This window comes from Leptospiraceae bacterium, from assembly GCA_024233835.1.
GTDB lineage: Bacteria > Spirochaetota > Leptospiria > Leptospirales > Leptospiraceae > JACKPC01.
Genome location: JACKPC010000007.1, coordinates 237167 through 254297, shown reverse-complemented (window position 1 = coordinate 254297; position 17131 = coordinate 237167). Strand labels below are relative to the sequence as shown.

16 protein-coding genes and 1 CRISPR repeat array (1 of these 17 only partly in view) are annotated in these 17131 nt (G+C 39.0%); of the genes, 12 read left to right on the top strand and 4 right to left on the bottom strand.

Annotated elements, in window-relative coordinates:
* A CRISPR array of direct repeats spans positions 1–123; the repeat unit is 37 nt; unit sequence GTGGAAATGGATAATCGGACTCGTAGAGTGTTGAAAC (it extends 448 nt beyond the left edge of the window).
* Positions 124–313: 190 nt separating this feature from the next.
* From H7A25_25255 to H7A25_25205, 11 genes are all read left to right on the top strand, one after another.
* On the top strand, positions 314–568 hold the full coding sequence (locus H7A25_25255) for a hypothetical protein (protein MCP5503230.1): 255 nt from the start codon (positions 314–316) through the stop codon (positions 566–568).
* Positions 568–1677, top strand: a complete 1110-nt coding sequence (locus H7A25_25250) for a suppressor of fused domain protein (GenBank protein ID MCP5503229.1) — start codon at positions 568–570, stop codon at positions 1675–1677. Before H7A25_25255 ends, H7A25_25250 begins: the two co-directional genes overlap by 1 nt.
* A gap of 18 nt (positions 1678–1695) precedes the next feature.
* On the top strand, positions 1696–2892 hold the full coding sequence (locus tag H7A25_25245) for a hypothetical protein (protein MCP5503228.1): 1197 nt from the start codon (positions 1696–1698) through the stop codon (positions 2890–2892).
* Positions 2889–3275 (top strand): hypothetical protein, encoded by a 387-nt coding sequence (locus H7A25_25240; GenBank protein ID MCP5503227.1) that lies wholly within the window; start codon positions 2889–2891, stop codon positions 3273–3275. Before H7A25_25245 ends, H7A25_25240 begins: the two co-directional genes overlap by 4 nt.
* 86 nt (positions 3276–3361) lie before the next feature.
* Complete coding sequence (locus tag H7A25_25235; GenBank protein MCP5503226.1) at positions 3362–3871, top strand: sigma-70 family RNA polymerase sigma factor; 510 nt, start codon at positions 3362–3364, stop codon at positions 3869–3871.
* On the top strand, positions 3855–4142 hold the full coding sequence (locus H7A25_25230) for a hypothetical protein (protein MCP5503225.1): 288 nt from the start codon (positions 3855–3857) through the stop codon (positions 4140–4142). The genes H7A25_25235 and H7A25_25230 overlap by 17 nt, the downstream gene beginning before the upstream one ends.
* 108 nt (positions 4143–4250) lie before the next feature.
* Entirely contained in the window at positions 4251–4568 is a 318-nt protein-coding gene (locus H7A25_25225) for a hypothetical protein (GenBank protein MCP5503224.1), read from the top strand.
* The gene (locus H7A25_25220; protein ID MCP5503223.1) at positions 4565–5503 is read left to right on the top strand and encodes a hypothetical protein; all 939 of its coding nucleotides are present in this window, start codon (positions 4565–4567) and stop codon (positions 5501–5503) included. Before H7A25_25225 ends, H7A25_25220 begins: the two co-directional genes overlap by 4 nt.
* Before the next feature lie 46 nt (positions 5504–5549).
* Positions 5550–6410, top strand: coding sequence for a hypothetical protein (locus tag H7A25_25215; GenBank protein MCP5503222.1), 861 nt, complete (start codon positions 5550–5552; stop codon positions 6408–6410).
* A gap of 158 nt (positions 6411–6568) precedes the next feature.
* Entirely contained in the window at positions 6569–7414 is an 846-nt protein-coding gene (locus H7A25_25210) for a hypothetical protein (GenBank protein MCP5503221.1), read from the top strand.
* Positions 7411–8655 (top strand): amidohydrolase, encoded by a 1245-nt coding sequence (locus H7A25_25205; GenBank protein MCP5503220.1) that lies wholly within the window; start codon positions 7411–7413, stop codon positions 8653–8655. The genes H7A25_25210 and H7A25_25205 overlap by 4 nt, the downstream gene beginning before the upstream one ends.
* A gap of 16 nt (positions 8656–8671) precedes the next feature.
* Here H7A25_25205 and H7A25_25200 read toward each other — a convergent pair whose 3' ends face one another.
* Genes H7A25_25200 through H7A25_25185 form a run of 4 tightly spaced genes read right to left on the bottom strand, consistent with a single transcriptional unit; the run spans position 8672 to position 12720 of the window.
* Complete coding sequence (locus tag H7A25_25200) at positions 8672–8989, bottom strand: hypothetical protein (protein ID MCP5503219.1); 318 nt, start codon at positions 8987–8989, stop codon at positions 8672–8674.
* 1 nt (position 8990) lies between these two features.
* The gene (locus tag H7A25_25195) at positions 8991–10088 is read right to left on the bottom strand and encodes a CPBP family intramembrane metalloprotease (GenBank protein MCP5503218.1); all 1098 of its coding nucleotides are present in this window, start codon (positions 10086–10088) and stop codon (positions 8991–8993) included.
* A 51-nt stretch (positions 10089–10139) separates the two neighbouring features.
* Positions 10140–11366 (bottom strand): SpoIIE family protein phosphatase, encoded by a 1227-nt coding sequence (locus H7A25_25190; protein MCP5503217.1) that lies wholly within the window; start codon positions 11364–11366, stop codon positions 10140–10142.
* Positions 11367–11373: 7 nt separating this feature from the next.
* Complete coding sequence (locus H7A25_25185; protein MCP5503216.1) at positions 11374–12720, bottom strand: DUF445 family protein; 1347 nt, start codon at positions 12718–12720, stop codon at positions 11374–11376.
* A gap of 188 nt (positions 12721–12908) precedes the next feature.
* Here H7A25_25185 and H7A25_25180 point away from each other — a divergent pair, with 188 nt between their 5' ends.
* On the top strand, positions 12909–17075 hold the full coding sequence (locus H7A25_25180; GenBank protein ID MCP5503215.1) for an Ig-like domain-containing protein: 4167 nt from the start codon (positions 12909–12911) through the stop codon (positions 17073–17075).
* Positions 17076–17131: the final 56 nt, after the last annotated feature.

Below are 17131 nucleotides of genomic sequence, written 5' to 3'. Positions count from 1 at the left end.
CGTATCTACCGTGGAAATGGATAATCGGACTCGTAGAGTGTTGAAACTCTAACTTACTTAATAACCCAATTTCTTTTGGTAATGTTGTGGAAATGGATAATCGGACTGTTTAGCTGCCAGCAATCAGCGGGTCAGCTTTTTACCTAAAGCCCTCCTTAGTTTTTTGGTATCGGATATTAGTGATTTCCACTTTTTTTACTTGCTTTTGCAGATCCTATTCCTATAATCACGCCGAAAACAGGAAGGGATTTCGGCTTGAATTTTCTATCGCATTTTCATATTTGTTTTAAGTATTAATTTCACGGAGACATTCATGAAGAATCAAATGACACCGGAGTCGGCTATTGCAGCCTTCATTCAATCCGAAAAAGAGGGAACAGAGCTTCCTTCTACTGCTCTTGAATCCATTCAAAATTACCAGAACTGGGGGGAAGTAGCCCTGAAAGGCCTTTTAAATACCTCGGCTTATTACCCCAAAATTCTTTTAGAAGAGGACATGGAAAGAAAAATCATCCAACTTCTGGAAGGTTTTAAAGCGAGACAGGTAGAGAGGCAAATTACCTACTAATGACAAACGAAGAGGGTATAACCTATCAGGAAACAAACCCCTACGGGAGCATGACTGCTTTCCTGGAGGATGATGGAAGAACCGTGTACTTATACCTGCAAAGCCAGATGAACCCTGCATACGAAATGCAATCTGTCTGGGTAAAAAACCGGGTGGAAGCCCCGGAAAAAAGAACCGAAGAGGAGTTACGCTCCGGCAGGGCTCCCGTTCTCACTCGTTCCGAACTGGCTTCAAACCCCGACATTTCTCCACTCTCAGAAAAGGATCTCTACTTTATCTGGCTCGAAGAAGGAAACGGTCTTGCTCTTTTTGTAAACGATTCTTTATACACCTTTCTCCCTCCCTGGTCCGGAATGAAAGGTTTTCACGGTTACAGTCGGTATGTCAAAGATGAGGCCCTGACAGCTACTGCGATAGGAGATACAAATCATGGGGTCATAGTCGAGAGAATTGAAAAAGCGAGACAATTCTGGGAATACCGTTCCAAACCGGAAACCTGGATTCAAATTCGTGATTCCCGGCTGCATTTTTTAGAATCTAAGTTCGGAACCCATACAAAATACTGGTCGGCAGATGGAGGGAAATTCCCTTTTATCGGAATCGCCCGGTTTCAGTTAAAAGATAGTTCTATTCAAATATATTCCACCATAGGAATGAGCGGCCAGAACATGCCCGCAGTAGAGTTTTATCATAAAGATTATGAAGCCTATGCCAGAATTGAGCTTGTGTTTGCCATCCGCTCCGGAGCCGGGCCTGATTCTACTGAATCCTGGGTTCCTCATTTTATGGGAGAACTGGTTAAGTTTCCCTGGAACATGCAGAAATGGCTGGGAGAAGGCCATACGATTCAGCTCGGTCGTCAGGATCCGGAAGCCTTACTGGAATTTAACCATCTTTTACTTTTTGAAGATTCTAAGCCTTCTCTACTTCCTTCTTTAATGGGTTTCAATACGGAAAAAGAAAAACCGGTAAGATTTCTTTATATGCTTCCGATTACAGAAGAAGAGAAAGTCTGGGCCTCAAGAAATGGTTCTTTACAACTAAAAGAAAAATTCATTGAAAAAGCTTACGGTGTCATTCACCATCCGGACAGGCAAAGCCTGGTATAGGGAAAGGAAAAAGGTCTTATGAAGAAATATATTTTAAATGATCAGGCAACTCTGGGTAATATTATCAAAAGACTGGTAGGTAAAAGTCTTACCGCCAGACAGGAAAGCGGTAAATATAAAATTAACAGCTATTCTTTAGAAAAAGACCTGAATAACTCGGTTCATATAATTATAGAACAGGTAGAAGGACCTCCGGGAAAACCAGGCACTCTGATTTCTATCACGCGGGAAAACCGGGTAGAAATTCGAATCAAACAGGTAAACCCCTATCGAACCGATTTATTTCATGTTCAGGAAATTATTATTACCCCTTTAGAAAGAGCAGCCCAGAGGGCAAGTATTAAGAATATTAAACTCATCAACCTGCATTATTCTCCTCAATTAGACCTTCCTACTCTACTTTCCCTATACGGAAAAACGTATAGCATTACAGAATCCATCCAGAACTTTCAGATGGAGCTGGAGTCGACCTTAAACAAATCGGGTTATTTTATTACAAAGGTAAACGTGGGTTTTTATTATGCTGCCAATACTCCTCTTTTGAATCATCTGGCAGATTCAAAGATGCCTTATTTCTTGCGGGATGCCTACCGTAAGATGTTTTATACCCAGAGCACCTTTTTTAACCCGGAACAAAAGATGAAAAAGGAACTCAGAGAATCGATTGTCCAAAAACACCTGATAGAAAACATCAAGTCGGTATTGATTATTCCCTTCTTCGGAGCCGGTAACTCCCTTATCGGCTATGTGGAACTTTTAAGCAGTCTTCCGAATCTCGGAAATGATAATCTCGCTTTGGATATAGAATCTACCAATGGTCTTCCGGCCATTATGAGTTTTATAGAGTCACGCTGCGAAGATTTTACCTTTGAAATGGAACTCTCCTACGTAAAAGAATGGAAGTTTTTTTCAGCAGAAGAAGAAATCATGGATATAAGCCAGGATGGAAGAGGAGTCGGTTGCCGGGTCAAGGAAGGTGCCAAATATGATTTTTTGGTCCCCGGTGCGAAGATAGCTTTTTCTATACTTATTAATAATCAGAACTATGATTTTTATGCCGGGGTAAAAAATATCAAGAAACGACCGGAACTGGGAACAAACGCTGTAAGCATGGGTATAAAAATTTATATGGCGAATCCCCCTGATGGAATTCACCTTCTGGCTACTTTTGTAAACCAGTTGATTAATCAGAATGAAATCAGTAAGATACAATGAGTCCTGAGGAAAAAAAAGCATTAGAAGAAATTATTCGAACCGCTCTCGAAACAGGTTCTAATAAAGGTGGAGAAAGCGGTTATACCCTTGTTTTATACCTTGTTCCAATTTTTGGGATTGTGTTCGGTTCAACCCTTCTCTGGTTTTTGTTCTTCTGGTGGCACCGACAAAAAATAGCCCTCATTAAAGCCGGCCTGTATAAGTCTTTCCCCTTCGATATTCGAGCTTACTCCTTTTTTATCGGTCTTTTGTTGACATTTACAGGACTCGTTCTTTCCATTGTATTTATCATGGTACTGGGTCGTTCTATGGCCATGTTAGGAGGGTTAATACCATTAGCAATAGGGCTCAGTCTCTTAACCTTTTACAAACTTCGGAAATAGAAAAAAAAGCCATCCTCTGTGATCCGACAGATTGGCAGGCTATTCATGTCATACTCTCCGGAAACGTAGATGCTTTTGAAACCCTGATGGATAAATACCAGGATCAGGTCTTTGCCCAGGCCCTGAAATATACCGGTAATCCGGACGAAGCGGAAGACATAACTCAGGAAGTTTTTCTTAAGGCCTATGAAAGTCTTTCTGCATTTCGGGGGGAATCTCAATTTTCATCCTGGCTGTATCGCATCACCCAGAATGAACTTATTAAGAGAATTCGAACCAGGTCACGTTTACCTGAACAACTGGAAGAAAACCCGGAAACGAGTTTTTCTTACTCTGATATGTTTAAAAAATGGAGTGCTTCTCTCAGTCCGGAAGTAAATCTTATTAAAGAAGAAATGGCTCAAAGAATTCATTCCCTTATAGGTCGCCTTCCACTTAATTATAAAAAGCCTCTGGTTCTTTATTATTTTGATAATATGTCTTATAAAGAAATATCCGAAAGCCTGAATTTGAAAATGAATACCCTAAAAAGTTATATCTTCAGGGGAAAAGAACTTATGAAGGAATGGATAAATAAAGATGAAGATAGAGAGTAAGTTAAGAATTAAAAAGAATGTTCTCTCCCGCTTGCTTCCTATCAGGTGGTTGAAATACCTTGCGTTTAGCCTATTTTTGCTCTTTATCTCTCCCTTTCTTCTCCTATATGCAAAACCTTCCCTACCGGGGAATGAAAAACTTTTTCATTACATCATTTTTAGCCTGAGTTTTCTTTTCTGTATCGATGCTCTTTTGTTTGGGATTATTTTTCTCAACTATAAGCTCCCGATTCTACAGGAATGGAAAGATAAACTGGGTTATATAGAATAGAACATCATTATGAAACACAAAAACCTTGTTTTTTCAATTATTTTTACTGTCTTATTTCTCTTACTTCCTTTCATCGGATTGCCGGCAGAAGAAAAGCCCCTTCCCAGAATAAGTGCAGAAGAACTCCTTCAAATGGATCTGGATAAGGTATTTCCTATTATTGAAAAGCTGAATAAAGAAGAGACAGCCGCCCTGATTACCCAGATACGTTCTACAGCTAAAACTTCTTATAAAGATATTGATAAGTTTTATCTTCTTATTTCTCAACTGGAAAGCATTAAAGCCATTGCGATTGAAGAAAAAAGACTAAAAGATCTACATCTGGTCTATGGTCTTGGTCTCTTTTTGTTTTCTTCAGTTCTCGGTTATGTAATCTTCTCACAAAGAAAGATTATCCAATCCCTGCAACAGTATCTTGATAAGTGACCGGCGTTTCTCCTTTTAGCATTCATGAAATAGAAGGGCAGGATATTGCCCTGAGATTTGTCAATTACTACTGCCTTTATCCGCATAAAATTCCCCCTCTCTTAATTTTTTATGGACCGGAAAGTGTAGGAAAATGGTCTCTGGCAGAGCGTTTTGCCCGACATGTCCTCTGCTTGCAGGGTTCGAGCTGCGGTATCTGCCCTTCCTGTAAAGCTTTCATGCACCAGGCTCATCCGGATTATATTGAATTTCCGGATAATCAGCGTATTGCTATCGGTGAAGAAAAAGATCCTTCCGAATTTACCGTACGCTGGCTACAAACCAAGCGCTTAAATTTTTACCCTCACCTGTCTCAAAAACGTTTGATCGTGTTTCCCGATGCAAGCCTGATTAATAACGAAGCCGAGACCGCCCTATTGAAATCTCTTGAAGAACCACCGGAACACTCCCGTTTTCTGTTTATAGTAGATGACTTAAGTAAGTTAAAGCAGACTATCGTAAGCCGGGGTGTATGTGTACCCTTTGCTTACATTCCTCCTGATAAAGCCAGAGAGTTGAGGCAAAAATATTCTTTACCTACAGAATCTTTTATAGGGGGAAGCTTAAACCTATTCAATGCTCCTGCTGAAGTTTTGAGTCTTATCCAGACAAAGGTAAAAGAAACTGCTTTTGACCCCCTGCTACTCTTAGAACTGGAGAACTGGGTTCGAAACTATAAAGATAAGCACCCTCAATGGGAAGATGACTTTAATTATGACTCTTTTCTGGAATTATTCTGCCTTGTTCTTTTGAATTTCTATTATGAGCAGGATCCGAAACAATACGAGAGAAAGATGGAAGCTATTTTTACCTTTAAGGAAGAACTTCATAAGAAAATAGCCGGTCTTGAACCCTATCTTTTAAGCAGACTTTTTCATAGCCTTTCTGCTTCCTGATAAAATTACTTGTAAGAATTAAAGGAAAGTTTTACTCAGAGCTATAATGTTTTTTCTAAAAATTCCTGTTTTCTTTATTTTTTCAGTTTTTCTTCTATCCTTTATCTCTTCTTTGCCATCCGAAACCCGGCTCAGACCGGAAGAATACAGAGCCATCCGCACAGCACTTAAAGTGAAAGATAAGGACTTCTTTAAAAACATAAAAAAGGATTTTCTTGAAAAGGGAAACTTGAAAGGTACTCAGGGTTTCAGTCTTTTAGAAAGAGCGAAATATAAATATACAGAAGCTTTAATCAGTGGAAAAGACAATCCGGATCCACAAATAAGAGCGGTATTATACCGCTCCTTAAGCTTTCCCTACTATACAAAAAAATACAATAAAAGTCCCAAATACGTTCTCCTTCAAAACAAGGAATGGAAAACCTATTTACAACAAATTCTTGTATTAGCCTATTCCACTATTGAAACAGAAGAACCCGCCAGAGAAGCTCTGATAGAATTAAAAAAACTGTATTCTTACAGTCTCTCAGAATGCATTCTACACCGATTACATTTACCTCTGGCTCATCTTTCACCGGAAGAATTTCAGAAACAAAACCGCATCGGTAATAAAAGTTTTATATCATCACAGGGAAAAAAGGCTATGGTTCCCCTTCTGAACGCTTTATCTGTAAAAGGTGCCTTGAAAGAAACAAAAATTCTTATCCTCGAAGCCCTTCGTTTTCAAGATAGGGGAGGACCGGAAAATCTTATTAGCGATGTAAAACTAAAAGATGAAATAAAAAAGAAAGAAGAAAACCTTCTGAAAAAAGCAGAAAGAATTTTCCTTCTTGCAGATACAGAAAAAGACCCGGAACTAAAAAAAATGTTACTCAATTTAGCCATACTCTATTATCCGTATAAATAATGGTTTACAATCCGGACAGATACGAACCGAAGAATAAAACTTCGAAAGTAAAATACTTATTCTTTTTCACAGCATTTCTGGTGCTTATATTTGCGGCTTACAAACTTGTTGCACCACGTTTTCTTCATAGTACCTCCTCCTTAGGTGAGGTGAATCGTTTGGAAAGTGAAGGAGCTGCCAGGCTTCTTAACAAAGAATCTATAGGGAATATAAGTAAAAGCTTAAAGACTGCTATTTTTAAACACTTAAAGAAAGAACGTCTCGACCCGGATGCTTTTCACTTTCTTGCAAGGGCCTACTTCTTTGATGCAACAGAAGCCGGTCTGGACTTAAATGCAACCTTTCTTTTAAAACAGGCTTCCGGTAATAAGTTTAACTTCAATCTCAGTCGTAATATAAGTCTTGCTCTCACCAAGATGTACAAATCAGCCCTGAGGGCAAGGGCCTTAGTAAAAGACAGGCATTATTCCGGTTTAAACCGTCTCTTTATTCTTCTGCATGAAACATTCGAGGCACGCAAAAAGAAGAAATACATTATGCAGGAATTAGAGGAAATTGATATAGATAGTATTCCTTCTGCTTATAAGAAACTCTATCTCTGGTTACACCTTTATGGAATTTCCCAGAGTGGCAAGATTGAGAAATTTCAAAAGTTTGAAAATGAAAACCAGTCTCTTCCCGTAAAACAAAGGATTCAGTTTTCAGAAAGAGAAAGAGCTTTTCTTTCCGGCATTGTTTATTTCTACAATAAAGATTATATAAAATCTCTCAGCTTTTTACGAAAAGCAAGAACTGAAAAAGATTTGATTAGTCTCAAGGCTATGAAGCTGGAAGCGAGAATTTTTTACAAGCAAAACCTTCCCGACAAAGCCATACATCTTTTAGAAGATCTTTATAAACAAACCGAAGGTAAGGATTCGGAAATATTAGATATCGCAAACCGAATCTTTTTTGATTATCCCGAACTGAAAAAGAAATCCGAGTTAAAGGATGTAAAACCATGAAAGAAAAAATTTCAGGTAGATTAGTAAACCATGAAAAAGAATGGTATGGAACGATTGTTTTCGATTCTAAAACCGGTCTAATCGAGGAGGTAACCGAAAACATCGAAGGCTATGCAACTTTTTCTCCGGAAGACTGTATCATTTTTCCGGGTTTTGGAGATATCCACATTCATGCTCGTGAGGATTTAAGCGGTCTTCATACGTATAAAGAAGATTTTTTTTCAGCAGGAATAGCAGCTCTTAATGGAGGACTCTGCCATATCGCTGATATGCCCAATAATCCGGTGGCACCTATCAATGATGATATATACAGAAAAAAAGAGTTTTTAAGCCGTAAATCTCCGATTCATGTTACCCTATATGCAGGCATAGGGCCACAAACGAAACCTCTTTCTCGCTCAGTTCCTTATAAGGTTTTTATGGGTCCTTCTGTAGGAGACCTTTTCTTCAAAGATAACGAAAGTCTGGAAATGGTTATACGAGAATATGAAGGCCAGAATGTTAGCTTTCATTGCGAAGACCCAATCATTCTCGAAAAACATGCAACAAATCCAAAACACGAAGAAAGACGACCTCCCGAAGCGGAAATTACGGCTACCGCATTTGCCTTACATCTGATAGAAAAATATAAGCTTCGTGGAAAACTCTGTCATTACTCGACCGGTGAAGGATTACAACAAATCATTTCTGCAAAAAAGAAAGGCCTACAACTTAGCTGTGAAGTAACACCCACACACCTATTCTTTGATAAGAGTATGCTAACAGATGAGAACAGGCATTGGTTGCAGATGAATCCCCCCTTACGTACAAAAGAAGATAAGGAAATTCTCTTACAGGCTTTTATAAATGGAGATATTGATTATCTTGCCAGTGACCATGCTCCTCATAGTATAGAAGAAAAACAAAAAGGCATCAGCGGTGTATCTCATCTCGATACCTATTCCTTATTTGTGACTTATCTAATTTTGGAAAAAAAAGTTCTCCTGACACGAATTGCAGAGACCTGTGCAAAAAATCCGGGAGAATTTGTAAACCCCTATTTACCTTCTAATTTTGGAAAAGGATTTGGAAAATTAGAAAAAGGTTATGTTGCAAATTTTACGGTTCTGAACCTCAAAGAAAAAACCAGCTTTGAAAGAAATATGGTGAAAAGCAAAAGTGGCTGGTCTCCCTTTGAAGGCTTCACCTTTCCCGGTTCAATAGAAGCGGTATATTATCTCGGAAAAAGAATGAAAAGATAAGCAAATATATTAACACTCAGTTTTTTCTTAAACGAACTCCCGGAGGCAAAACATAGGGGACATCTACCTTGAACATTTCCAGACAAACGAGTGGATACGTTAGAAATGGACAATTTGATTTCACTATGGAAAACACACAGGCATTCATAGCTGTTCTTTTCGGTCGATCCATAAAGATAATCGGAAGAGCCGGTTTTTGACCGCATTCAGCTTCTTTATAAAGAATCGCAGCATAGATCTCAATATAAGCTTCTTCTTTCTTTGGATATTCTTCATCCAGGTTATAACAAGTTGCGAAAAACAAAAGGCTCAATAAAATAATTATTTTTTTCATATTAAAACCTGTATTCATAAAGAGTTGGCATGAAATGAACCTCTCTACGATTCTTGCTAAAATTATCATCCGGTTTATACTTCCGAAGTTCTATTGCTATGGCAATAATATCCCACCAGAAATGTAGGGCTATGCCGGGGCGAATATCATAACCGTTGATCTGGTGTAAGAAGGCCGCATAAAAACCAAAGAGCGTTTGGATTACCGGGGCCCGATTTTCCTCACCATAATGAGCCAGTCCGAATGTCAGACCGGAAACAAAGCCTCCTGCTATAGCTCCATGTCTTCTGGAGATACTATGATTCAAATAGCCTCGAAAAAAAGCTTCTTCCCCCACACCGGCATTGAAACTTACCACCGTTGTAAAAAAAGCTCCATCACCGTTACTATGAAAATTTTTGGGAACGAGAGTAGCTTGCTGACTATCCAAAAGACCGCTGGCTCCGAGTATAGCCAGAGCGGCGATAGGTGTCCATATTGTCGGATGAGAAAGGATTTGGAAATCAAAAGGAGCAGTTGCCAGAGAAGCGAATGTTTCTTTGCTTCTTTCTTCTCCCATAACTCCCGTATCCCTGTAAGCCGAATACACGGAATAAAAGAGTGTATGCAGCATAGTCTGCTCGGCCATCTGTGCATACAGACTCACCTGGTTAATCCGAGTATAGGGTCCGTATTCAAGAAGGGGATTCTGTTCGGCCATTTTTTTTTCTTTTAAGAATCTTAGCCTTCTCTCATATTCTGTCTCCCAGATACCGGGTGCGGGTACATCTTTATTATACATATTCCTTGCTGAGATTTCATTTGAAAGATACGTATAAAATGGATCAAAATCAATCTTCCTTTCATTTATATGAATATAATCTCGATGCCTGACATAGTAGGAACTTAAATAAGCAGCAGAGCTAAATGTCAATACTTGAGTTGCAGCAGAGAAATATTCTCCATTGATAATTTGTCCGAGACCCGGCACAAGTCCATAAAAAGCTGCTGTCTCCGGGCGAATATGTGTTTGGCCTTTTTCCGGACTTAAGGGTTCAGAAAATAAAGAATCCACAAAGAAAGAAAGAATTATTAAACAAATATAAATATATTTAATCATAACATTCCAACAGTATCCTTTAAAAGATGGCATTCACTCTTTTTCTTCTATTCAAGTAATATCAATTCCGATTAGCGTAATGTCATCCTGAATGGGCTTTCCATTTAAAAAGGTTTTTAAATTACGAAGAATAGTTTCTACTGAATCATTTAGCTGCAAATTTTTATATTCCTTAAATATTTGCACCAGACGTTCTTCGCCAAATTCTGATTCATCTGAATTGAATTCTTCATATATTCCATCAGAGAATAGGAATAAACGATCACCCGGCTGAATGTCGTATTGCTTAAGCTTATAGTTTACCTCGGAAACAACACCAATGATTCTCCCTGTTTTTGTGATGGTATGAACTTCTTCATCCCGTAATAAGAATTGAGAAGGATGACCGGCAGAAGCTACTTCTAATTTAAAATTTCTCAAATCGAAATCCAGTATACAACAGGAAAAGTAAGAATTTAAAGAATTATATTTTTCGATAAAGCGTTTATTGAGTATGGTCAAAAGTTCTGCCGGGTTACGTACCTGTTGTTTTAAAATTTCATATTCCCCTTTAATCGCCATTGTAACCAGAGCTCCCTGAACTCCATGTCCGGTAGCATCAGCAACTAAAACTCGAACATCCCCTTCTTGATTCTTTGAAATATCATAAAAGTCTCCTCCTACTTCCTGAAGAGGTATATAACGTATACAAAACTTCAATCTATCTAAGGAATCTATTTTATCAGGAAGAATATTTGACTGAATCTTTTTGGCTACACTCAAATCTTTCTTGATACCAGCAAGGCTTATATCCAATTCCTTCGTTCTTTCAAATATAAGCTGTTTTAGCATCTGGCTTTGCTCGTTCTGTAATTCCTTGATAACTTTAAAGCTTATATTTTCATTATTTTCAATTTTCCTTAAAATTTCTTCTTGAAGTTTCTGTTCTGTAATGTTCTTGCTATTGGATACAAGACCTATAGGTTCATTCCATACATTCTTTAGAAGACTAACCGCAAGCAGGCAGGTGATCGGGCTATCATCCTTTCTTCTCTGAACAATTTCTCCTTTCCAGTAACCGGCGTTCTTTATAGATTCAATAATTACATCGGTATTATGGCTCAAATGGGAATTGAAAATATCTACACTTTTTCCGATTAACTCCCCCGGTTCATAACCGTATAGGAGTTCCGCAGCTTTATTTGTATAGATAACCGTTCCCTGTAAGTCAGCATAAACAATGGCCTCCCAACAGTTTTCTAAGATTTGTTCAAATACAAATTTATCTTCTATATTCATTGATGATTTATTTGTTTATTTCATACTTTCTCTTGTTCACAACATGGGCAATATAGGCAATTAAAACTAAAACCATAACCGGGAAAGTAAAGAGAATATGAACCTGTATCAGACCGGCTATCATCCCGAGAACTCCACCTAAGACCTGGATTACAACCAAATTACCACCGGTGTTATCTAAGATCATTTTTTCTAATTCATCCGTATCGAGCTTCATGACCTGTTCTTCTACGAGCTGGGTAACATTAATCTGGTGAACCACTTTCGCTATATTTGTTTTGACATGTTCCTGTCCTTCGTCTGAACTCATATACTCCAGTACTTTTACCTTACCCCAATCGAGTGTTTTAAAAATAAACTGATCCAATTTTTGCCAGTTCTTTTCATCATCGAGATACGCTTTTAGTTTATCAATTCCGGTAGGCAGGATGGATTGTCTTGCATATTTACTCGAAATACTGATCCAGTCTTCTACCTTGGAAAGAATAAAGTCCTGGGTTTCCTGGGAGTTCAATTTGGCCTGAAATTCATCAACCAGGGTGTCGAGCATACCCATAAACTGTTCCGAGGTTTCCGGATCCTTTATAAATTTTTCCAGGACTTCCTGAATCGCGCCATCATTGAAAGAAACCAGCTTCTTCAAGCTCATCCCCAGAGTTCCTATGGCTTTTTTCTGGTGGAGGTAGGTTTCCAGGGCTTCATTTAAAACCCTGGAAAGCCTCGGAATTTCTTCTAATAAAACTTTTTTTGTACTGACCGCTATGGCTTCCCGGTTTTCTTCCGTCTTTATATATTCTACAATTCTTTCTCTTGCATGTTCCCAGAACTTTTTGATTTCTTCGGGATTCCGGGCGAGATTTTTTAAAGTTTCCTCTGAAACATCAAAAACGGCACTTACGATTTCCGGTCCCTTCTCTTTTAAAACACTGATAATTTTGGCTGTTACTGCATTTCGAACTTTTTCATCCTGGAAAATCTGGTCTATCCAATTTGCCAGCTTCAGAGTTCCGGTTTCAATTAACTTCCTTTCGTAGATATAAGCCAGGATAATCTCCGGGGCTAATAATTGATTCTGAATACTATTCCCGAGACTTCTGGCAATTTTCTTTTTATTTTTGGGAACAAGCCCCTCCCAGCCTAAAACTTTTCCCTGCTTGGGTTGAAAAAGCATTTTAATAGCTAAAAAATTTGTAAAATAACCCACAATCCCGGCCATAAGGACTACAAATAAGGCCCTGACCCAGATATTATCTTTGAAAAGGGTAAACTCTAAGATGCCAAAGAGAAGGGTAATAATCACAATTCCCCTTCGAAAGAGAGTATCTACAGTATTGATACTGAGTTCATGTTTCATATATTATCCAATTTTTATGAAGTATAGATTTCAGGGAATTCTTCACAATCAAAATACAGGAAATGAGAAATTTAATCTTCTTTTTTTTGAAAACCCGTTAAAAAAAACCTTTTCACTTGTTCTAATGAATAGGGACCTTTAGATCTCGTATTAGGGAGCAGGGTAGCGTTTGCTATAGGGTAATTATCATGTTTAAATTTATTTATATCCTTGTCTTTTTACTTCTATCTTTGAGTCATTGCATGAATGTTCCGAGTGCGGATTCCTTTCTTCTGTCTTATTTTGCTCTTTTATCTTCGGGAGCGAAAGAAACATCGACAACAGTTCCGGTTCCGGTGGTTCCGGTAGATCCAACTCAAACAGAAACATTCTCTTTAAATTCTTTCAGTCCCTCTGCCGGGGCTGTGGATATTTCGACGACTACTCCAATTAATCTCTTATTCAACTCTTCAGTAAATCTTATAAGTATTGTTACAAACACAGGCTCCGGAACCTGCACAGGTTCCATTCAGTTTAGCACCGATAATTTTAGTACCTGCCTTGCAGTTTCGGTAGATGCGTCTTCTAATCCGCAGATTATCATAAGTCCAAATCCGAATTGGCCTCTTCAGGCCCAGGTATCTGTAAAGGTTCAAACTGCTCTTGAAAATGCAAATGGAATCTCCTTAGATAAGGAATACTCATTTTCTTTTACTACAGGAACCGTTCCGGCTGTAAGCGTAAACAATGTTAGTTCAAGCAATGCAGATGGTATGTATTATGACGCTCAAAACATTGATATACAGGTATTCTTTTCTGATGTGGTGACAGTTAGCGGAAGTCCTTTTTTACAATTAGAAACAGGAACTACTGATGCAAATGCGGTTTATCTTTCCGGTAGTGGCACCAATACCCTTGTCTTTCGTTATACTGTGTTAAACGGTCATTCCTCTGCCGATCTGGATTATCTCAGCACATCAGCTTTGAGCTTAAACGGGGGAAGCATTCAAGACAAATATGGAAGAGATGCAAGTTTGATTTTACCCACACCTGCAGCTGCATCTTCTCTTTCCTATAATAAAAATATCAGTATTGGAATTTTATATAAGGTGGGTTTTACAGTACAAAATCTGAGCGGAACGGGACTTATCCTACAAAATAATGCAAGTGACAATCTGGCGATTCCGAGTAATGGTACTTATACATTTGCAACTCTCTTAGGAGATACCCAGGTTTATGATGTTACTGTCCTGCAACAACCCGCAGGCCAGTATTGTGGAGTTATAAACCGGGCAGGAAAAATTCAAGCCTCAGATGTCAGTAATGTTCTTGTTGATTGTCAGGCCTCCTATACAAGCTTTGTGGCTTCTACTTCGGGAGTTATTTCTTACTGGAGGTTGGGAGAAATTGGAGCTACAGCTACGGATAGCATTTCCGGCTTGAATGGAACCTATTTTAATACTCCGAACCAAAATGTTTCCGGGGCTATTATGGGAGACACAAACGGAGCTGTTTTTTTAAATGGTAGTACGCAATATATTGAGGTTTTTCATTCTGCCGGGATTTCTCCCACTTCAGCCCTCAGTCTGAATCTCTGGATATTCAAACACGATTCTTCCATTAGTTCCTGCAATGCGGTAAGCGGAATTGTATCCAAGTTTGAGTCCGGGGGATACGAACTTAGTTGCAATAATACGAATATTCAGTTTACCTTAAGGAGAAATTCTATAGATGTAAGCATAAGCTTTGCTTTAAGTTCTGTTCCTTATGGCTGGCACATGTTAAGTGCTACCTACGATGGACAGATTATGAAATTATATCTTGATGCAGGTTTAAAAGCCAGTAATGATGCGGGAGCAGTCTATCCAATCGATTATACAATTTCCAATTCTTTAATTCTCGGGGCGGCCTCCGGTACAAGCGGGCCGGAAACAGGGACCTATGCAGGAGTCAAAATCGATGAACTTTCCCTGTACAACCGGGGGTTGGAAGCAGGAGAAATCCTCGAACATTTCAAACTCGGTACCCGACTGGTACGGAATTATAATTTTAAGGCGGGAAGTCTTTCAGATTCTTCCAAATTTTCTTCCCTTACTCATACTCTCAGCTCTGATTCGGGAACATCGCCCTCACCTGTAAACAGTGGCTTTTTGGATACTCACGGAGAACTGGGGGGTGCCTACTATTTTGATGGAACAGGAACTGATGGTTCCGGTTTTGTTTCATACAGTCCGAATGATCTTCCTCTTGGAAATTCGCCCAGAACTATCTGTACCTGGTTTTTCCCCGATGCCTATATACCTTCTGATAGCACTATTTTCGGATATGGAAATTATAGTACAGCCGCCGGAAATTTCATTATAGGAATTTCTAATCATAAGCCCTATGTGGCATCAACAGGTCTTGGATTTTTACAAACCTCTTCCAGCCCGGCCATTCTAAAAGACTGGACACATCTCTGTGCTTCCTATGACGGAAAAATTGTTATCTTGTATGTAAATGGTATGGCGGAAGCTCCGGTTATAACTTCTTTGAATACAACTTTTACGAAGCTTTTAATAGGCAAAGCTGATGCAGGAACAAATAAGTTTACCGGAAGAGTCGATGATGTAAAGGTTTATAATACAGCCCTGAGTGCTGAACAGATAAGAATGCTTTCCACAAAGGTTCCGGATGGTCTTATTGCCCACTATGACTTCAAAGGTAATGAGAGAGATATGAGTGGCTTCGGTCAACATTTAAATACGATAAATGTAACAGCAGTTAATGGAAGACTCGGAGTATCGAATACAGCCTATAGCTTTAATGGGGTAGATAGTGAAATGGTAAGTAATGTAATTCATTTACCTACTTCTAATAAACCCAGAACTCTCTGTACCTGGATGAATCCCAAAAGTCTGACTTCCCAGACTCTCAGTAGCTATGGAAGCCCCTTGAATTCAAAAGGCTTCGGCCTTTCTTTTGATAGTTCAAATTTAATCGGAATGGGTTTTGCAGATGATGTGGTATTTAATAAGTTGTCCCTTCTGGCTCACTGGTCTCATGTCTGTCTGAGTTATGACGGTAGCATTGCGAGACTCTATAAAAACGGAATTGAGTTAAACAACGCAACAAAAACCTGGATGACAGGTTCTTCTCAATTCCAAATCGGCTTTCGTATGGATGGACAAGAATATTATAGCGGTCTTATGCAAGATGTCCGACTTTACTCCAGAGCCTTAAATTCAGGTGAAATTGCAAGCCTCAGCGGAGAACCCTATTTCTCTGAAATAGGGCCTTCCTTTTTTAATGCTTTCCAGAAAGATTTGTTATATTCCTACAGGCAGGGAAGTGGTTCTGTTTCTGATAGCAGTACAGGTTCTTTTCTTAATGGAGGTAAACTCTGGTCAGGAGGAGTACTCGCTCCCAATGGGAAAATTTATGCCATGCCTTTTCGGGCAAAAGAAATCCTGGTAATTAATACCAATGACCAGACTACTTATACAATCGCTTTACCTGCACCTTATAATAATGGTTTAACGGAAAAGTGGTCGGGAGGAGTGCTGGCCAAAAATGGAAAGATCTATGGAATCCCCTATGATGCCTCTCATGTATTAATCATTGATTATAACAATGAGACAGCGATAGATGTGGTGAGTATTGATGTTTCAGGTATTGATACGGGAAGTAATAAATGGAAAGGAGGAAGTGTGGGAGCAAATGGAATGATATATTGCGCCCCCTATAGTTCCTCTCAAATTTTAAAGATAAATCCGGATACCGGACAGTTGAGTCTGGTAGGGCCGACTATGGCTGGACTCGGAAAGTATTCCGGGGCTACCTTAGCTCCAAATGGCCAAATATATCTTATTCCTTATAACTCTTCGAGAGTTTTTACTTTCGATTCGAGATCTGAAGGTTTTTTTATTACGATGGGAGGCACTTATACAAATCTAAACAAATGGTCGGGAGCAGCTATCGGTCTGGATGGAGATATCTATGCTGTTCCGGATACCGAATCCTCCGTTTTAAAAATTTCTACCGATTCCCAAACTACCTCCCTCCTTGCTTTACCGGGTTCAGTGGTCTTACCGGCCTCAGGAAAATTTAGTGGAGCTGTGCTGGCTCCGAATGGTAAGATATTCGGAATTCCTCATTCCTCAGGTAAAGTTCTCAGTATCGATGTGTTTACACAGACTCTGGATCTTTCCTATTCGGTGGGCCTTGCCCCTAAAAAGTGGGAGTCGGGTATTCTTTCTTTCAATGGAATTATATATGCCATTCCTCATGGTGATGGATTTGATATAAGTCCTCTGAATGTACTGATGTTAAAAACAGGTGCGAATGGTTCCTTTATTCCGCATACAAGGATTTCTGCCTATCTGAATAAATTTTAAATCTTCGCGAAATAGGCCTTAGGTGGATAAACATAAGCTCGATAGAAGATAACTTT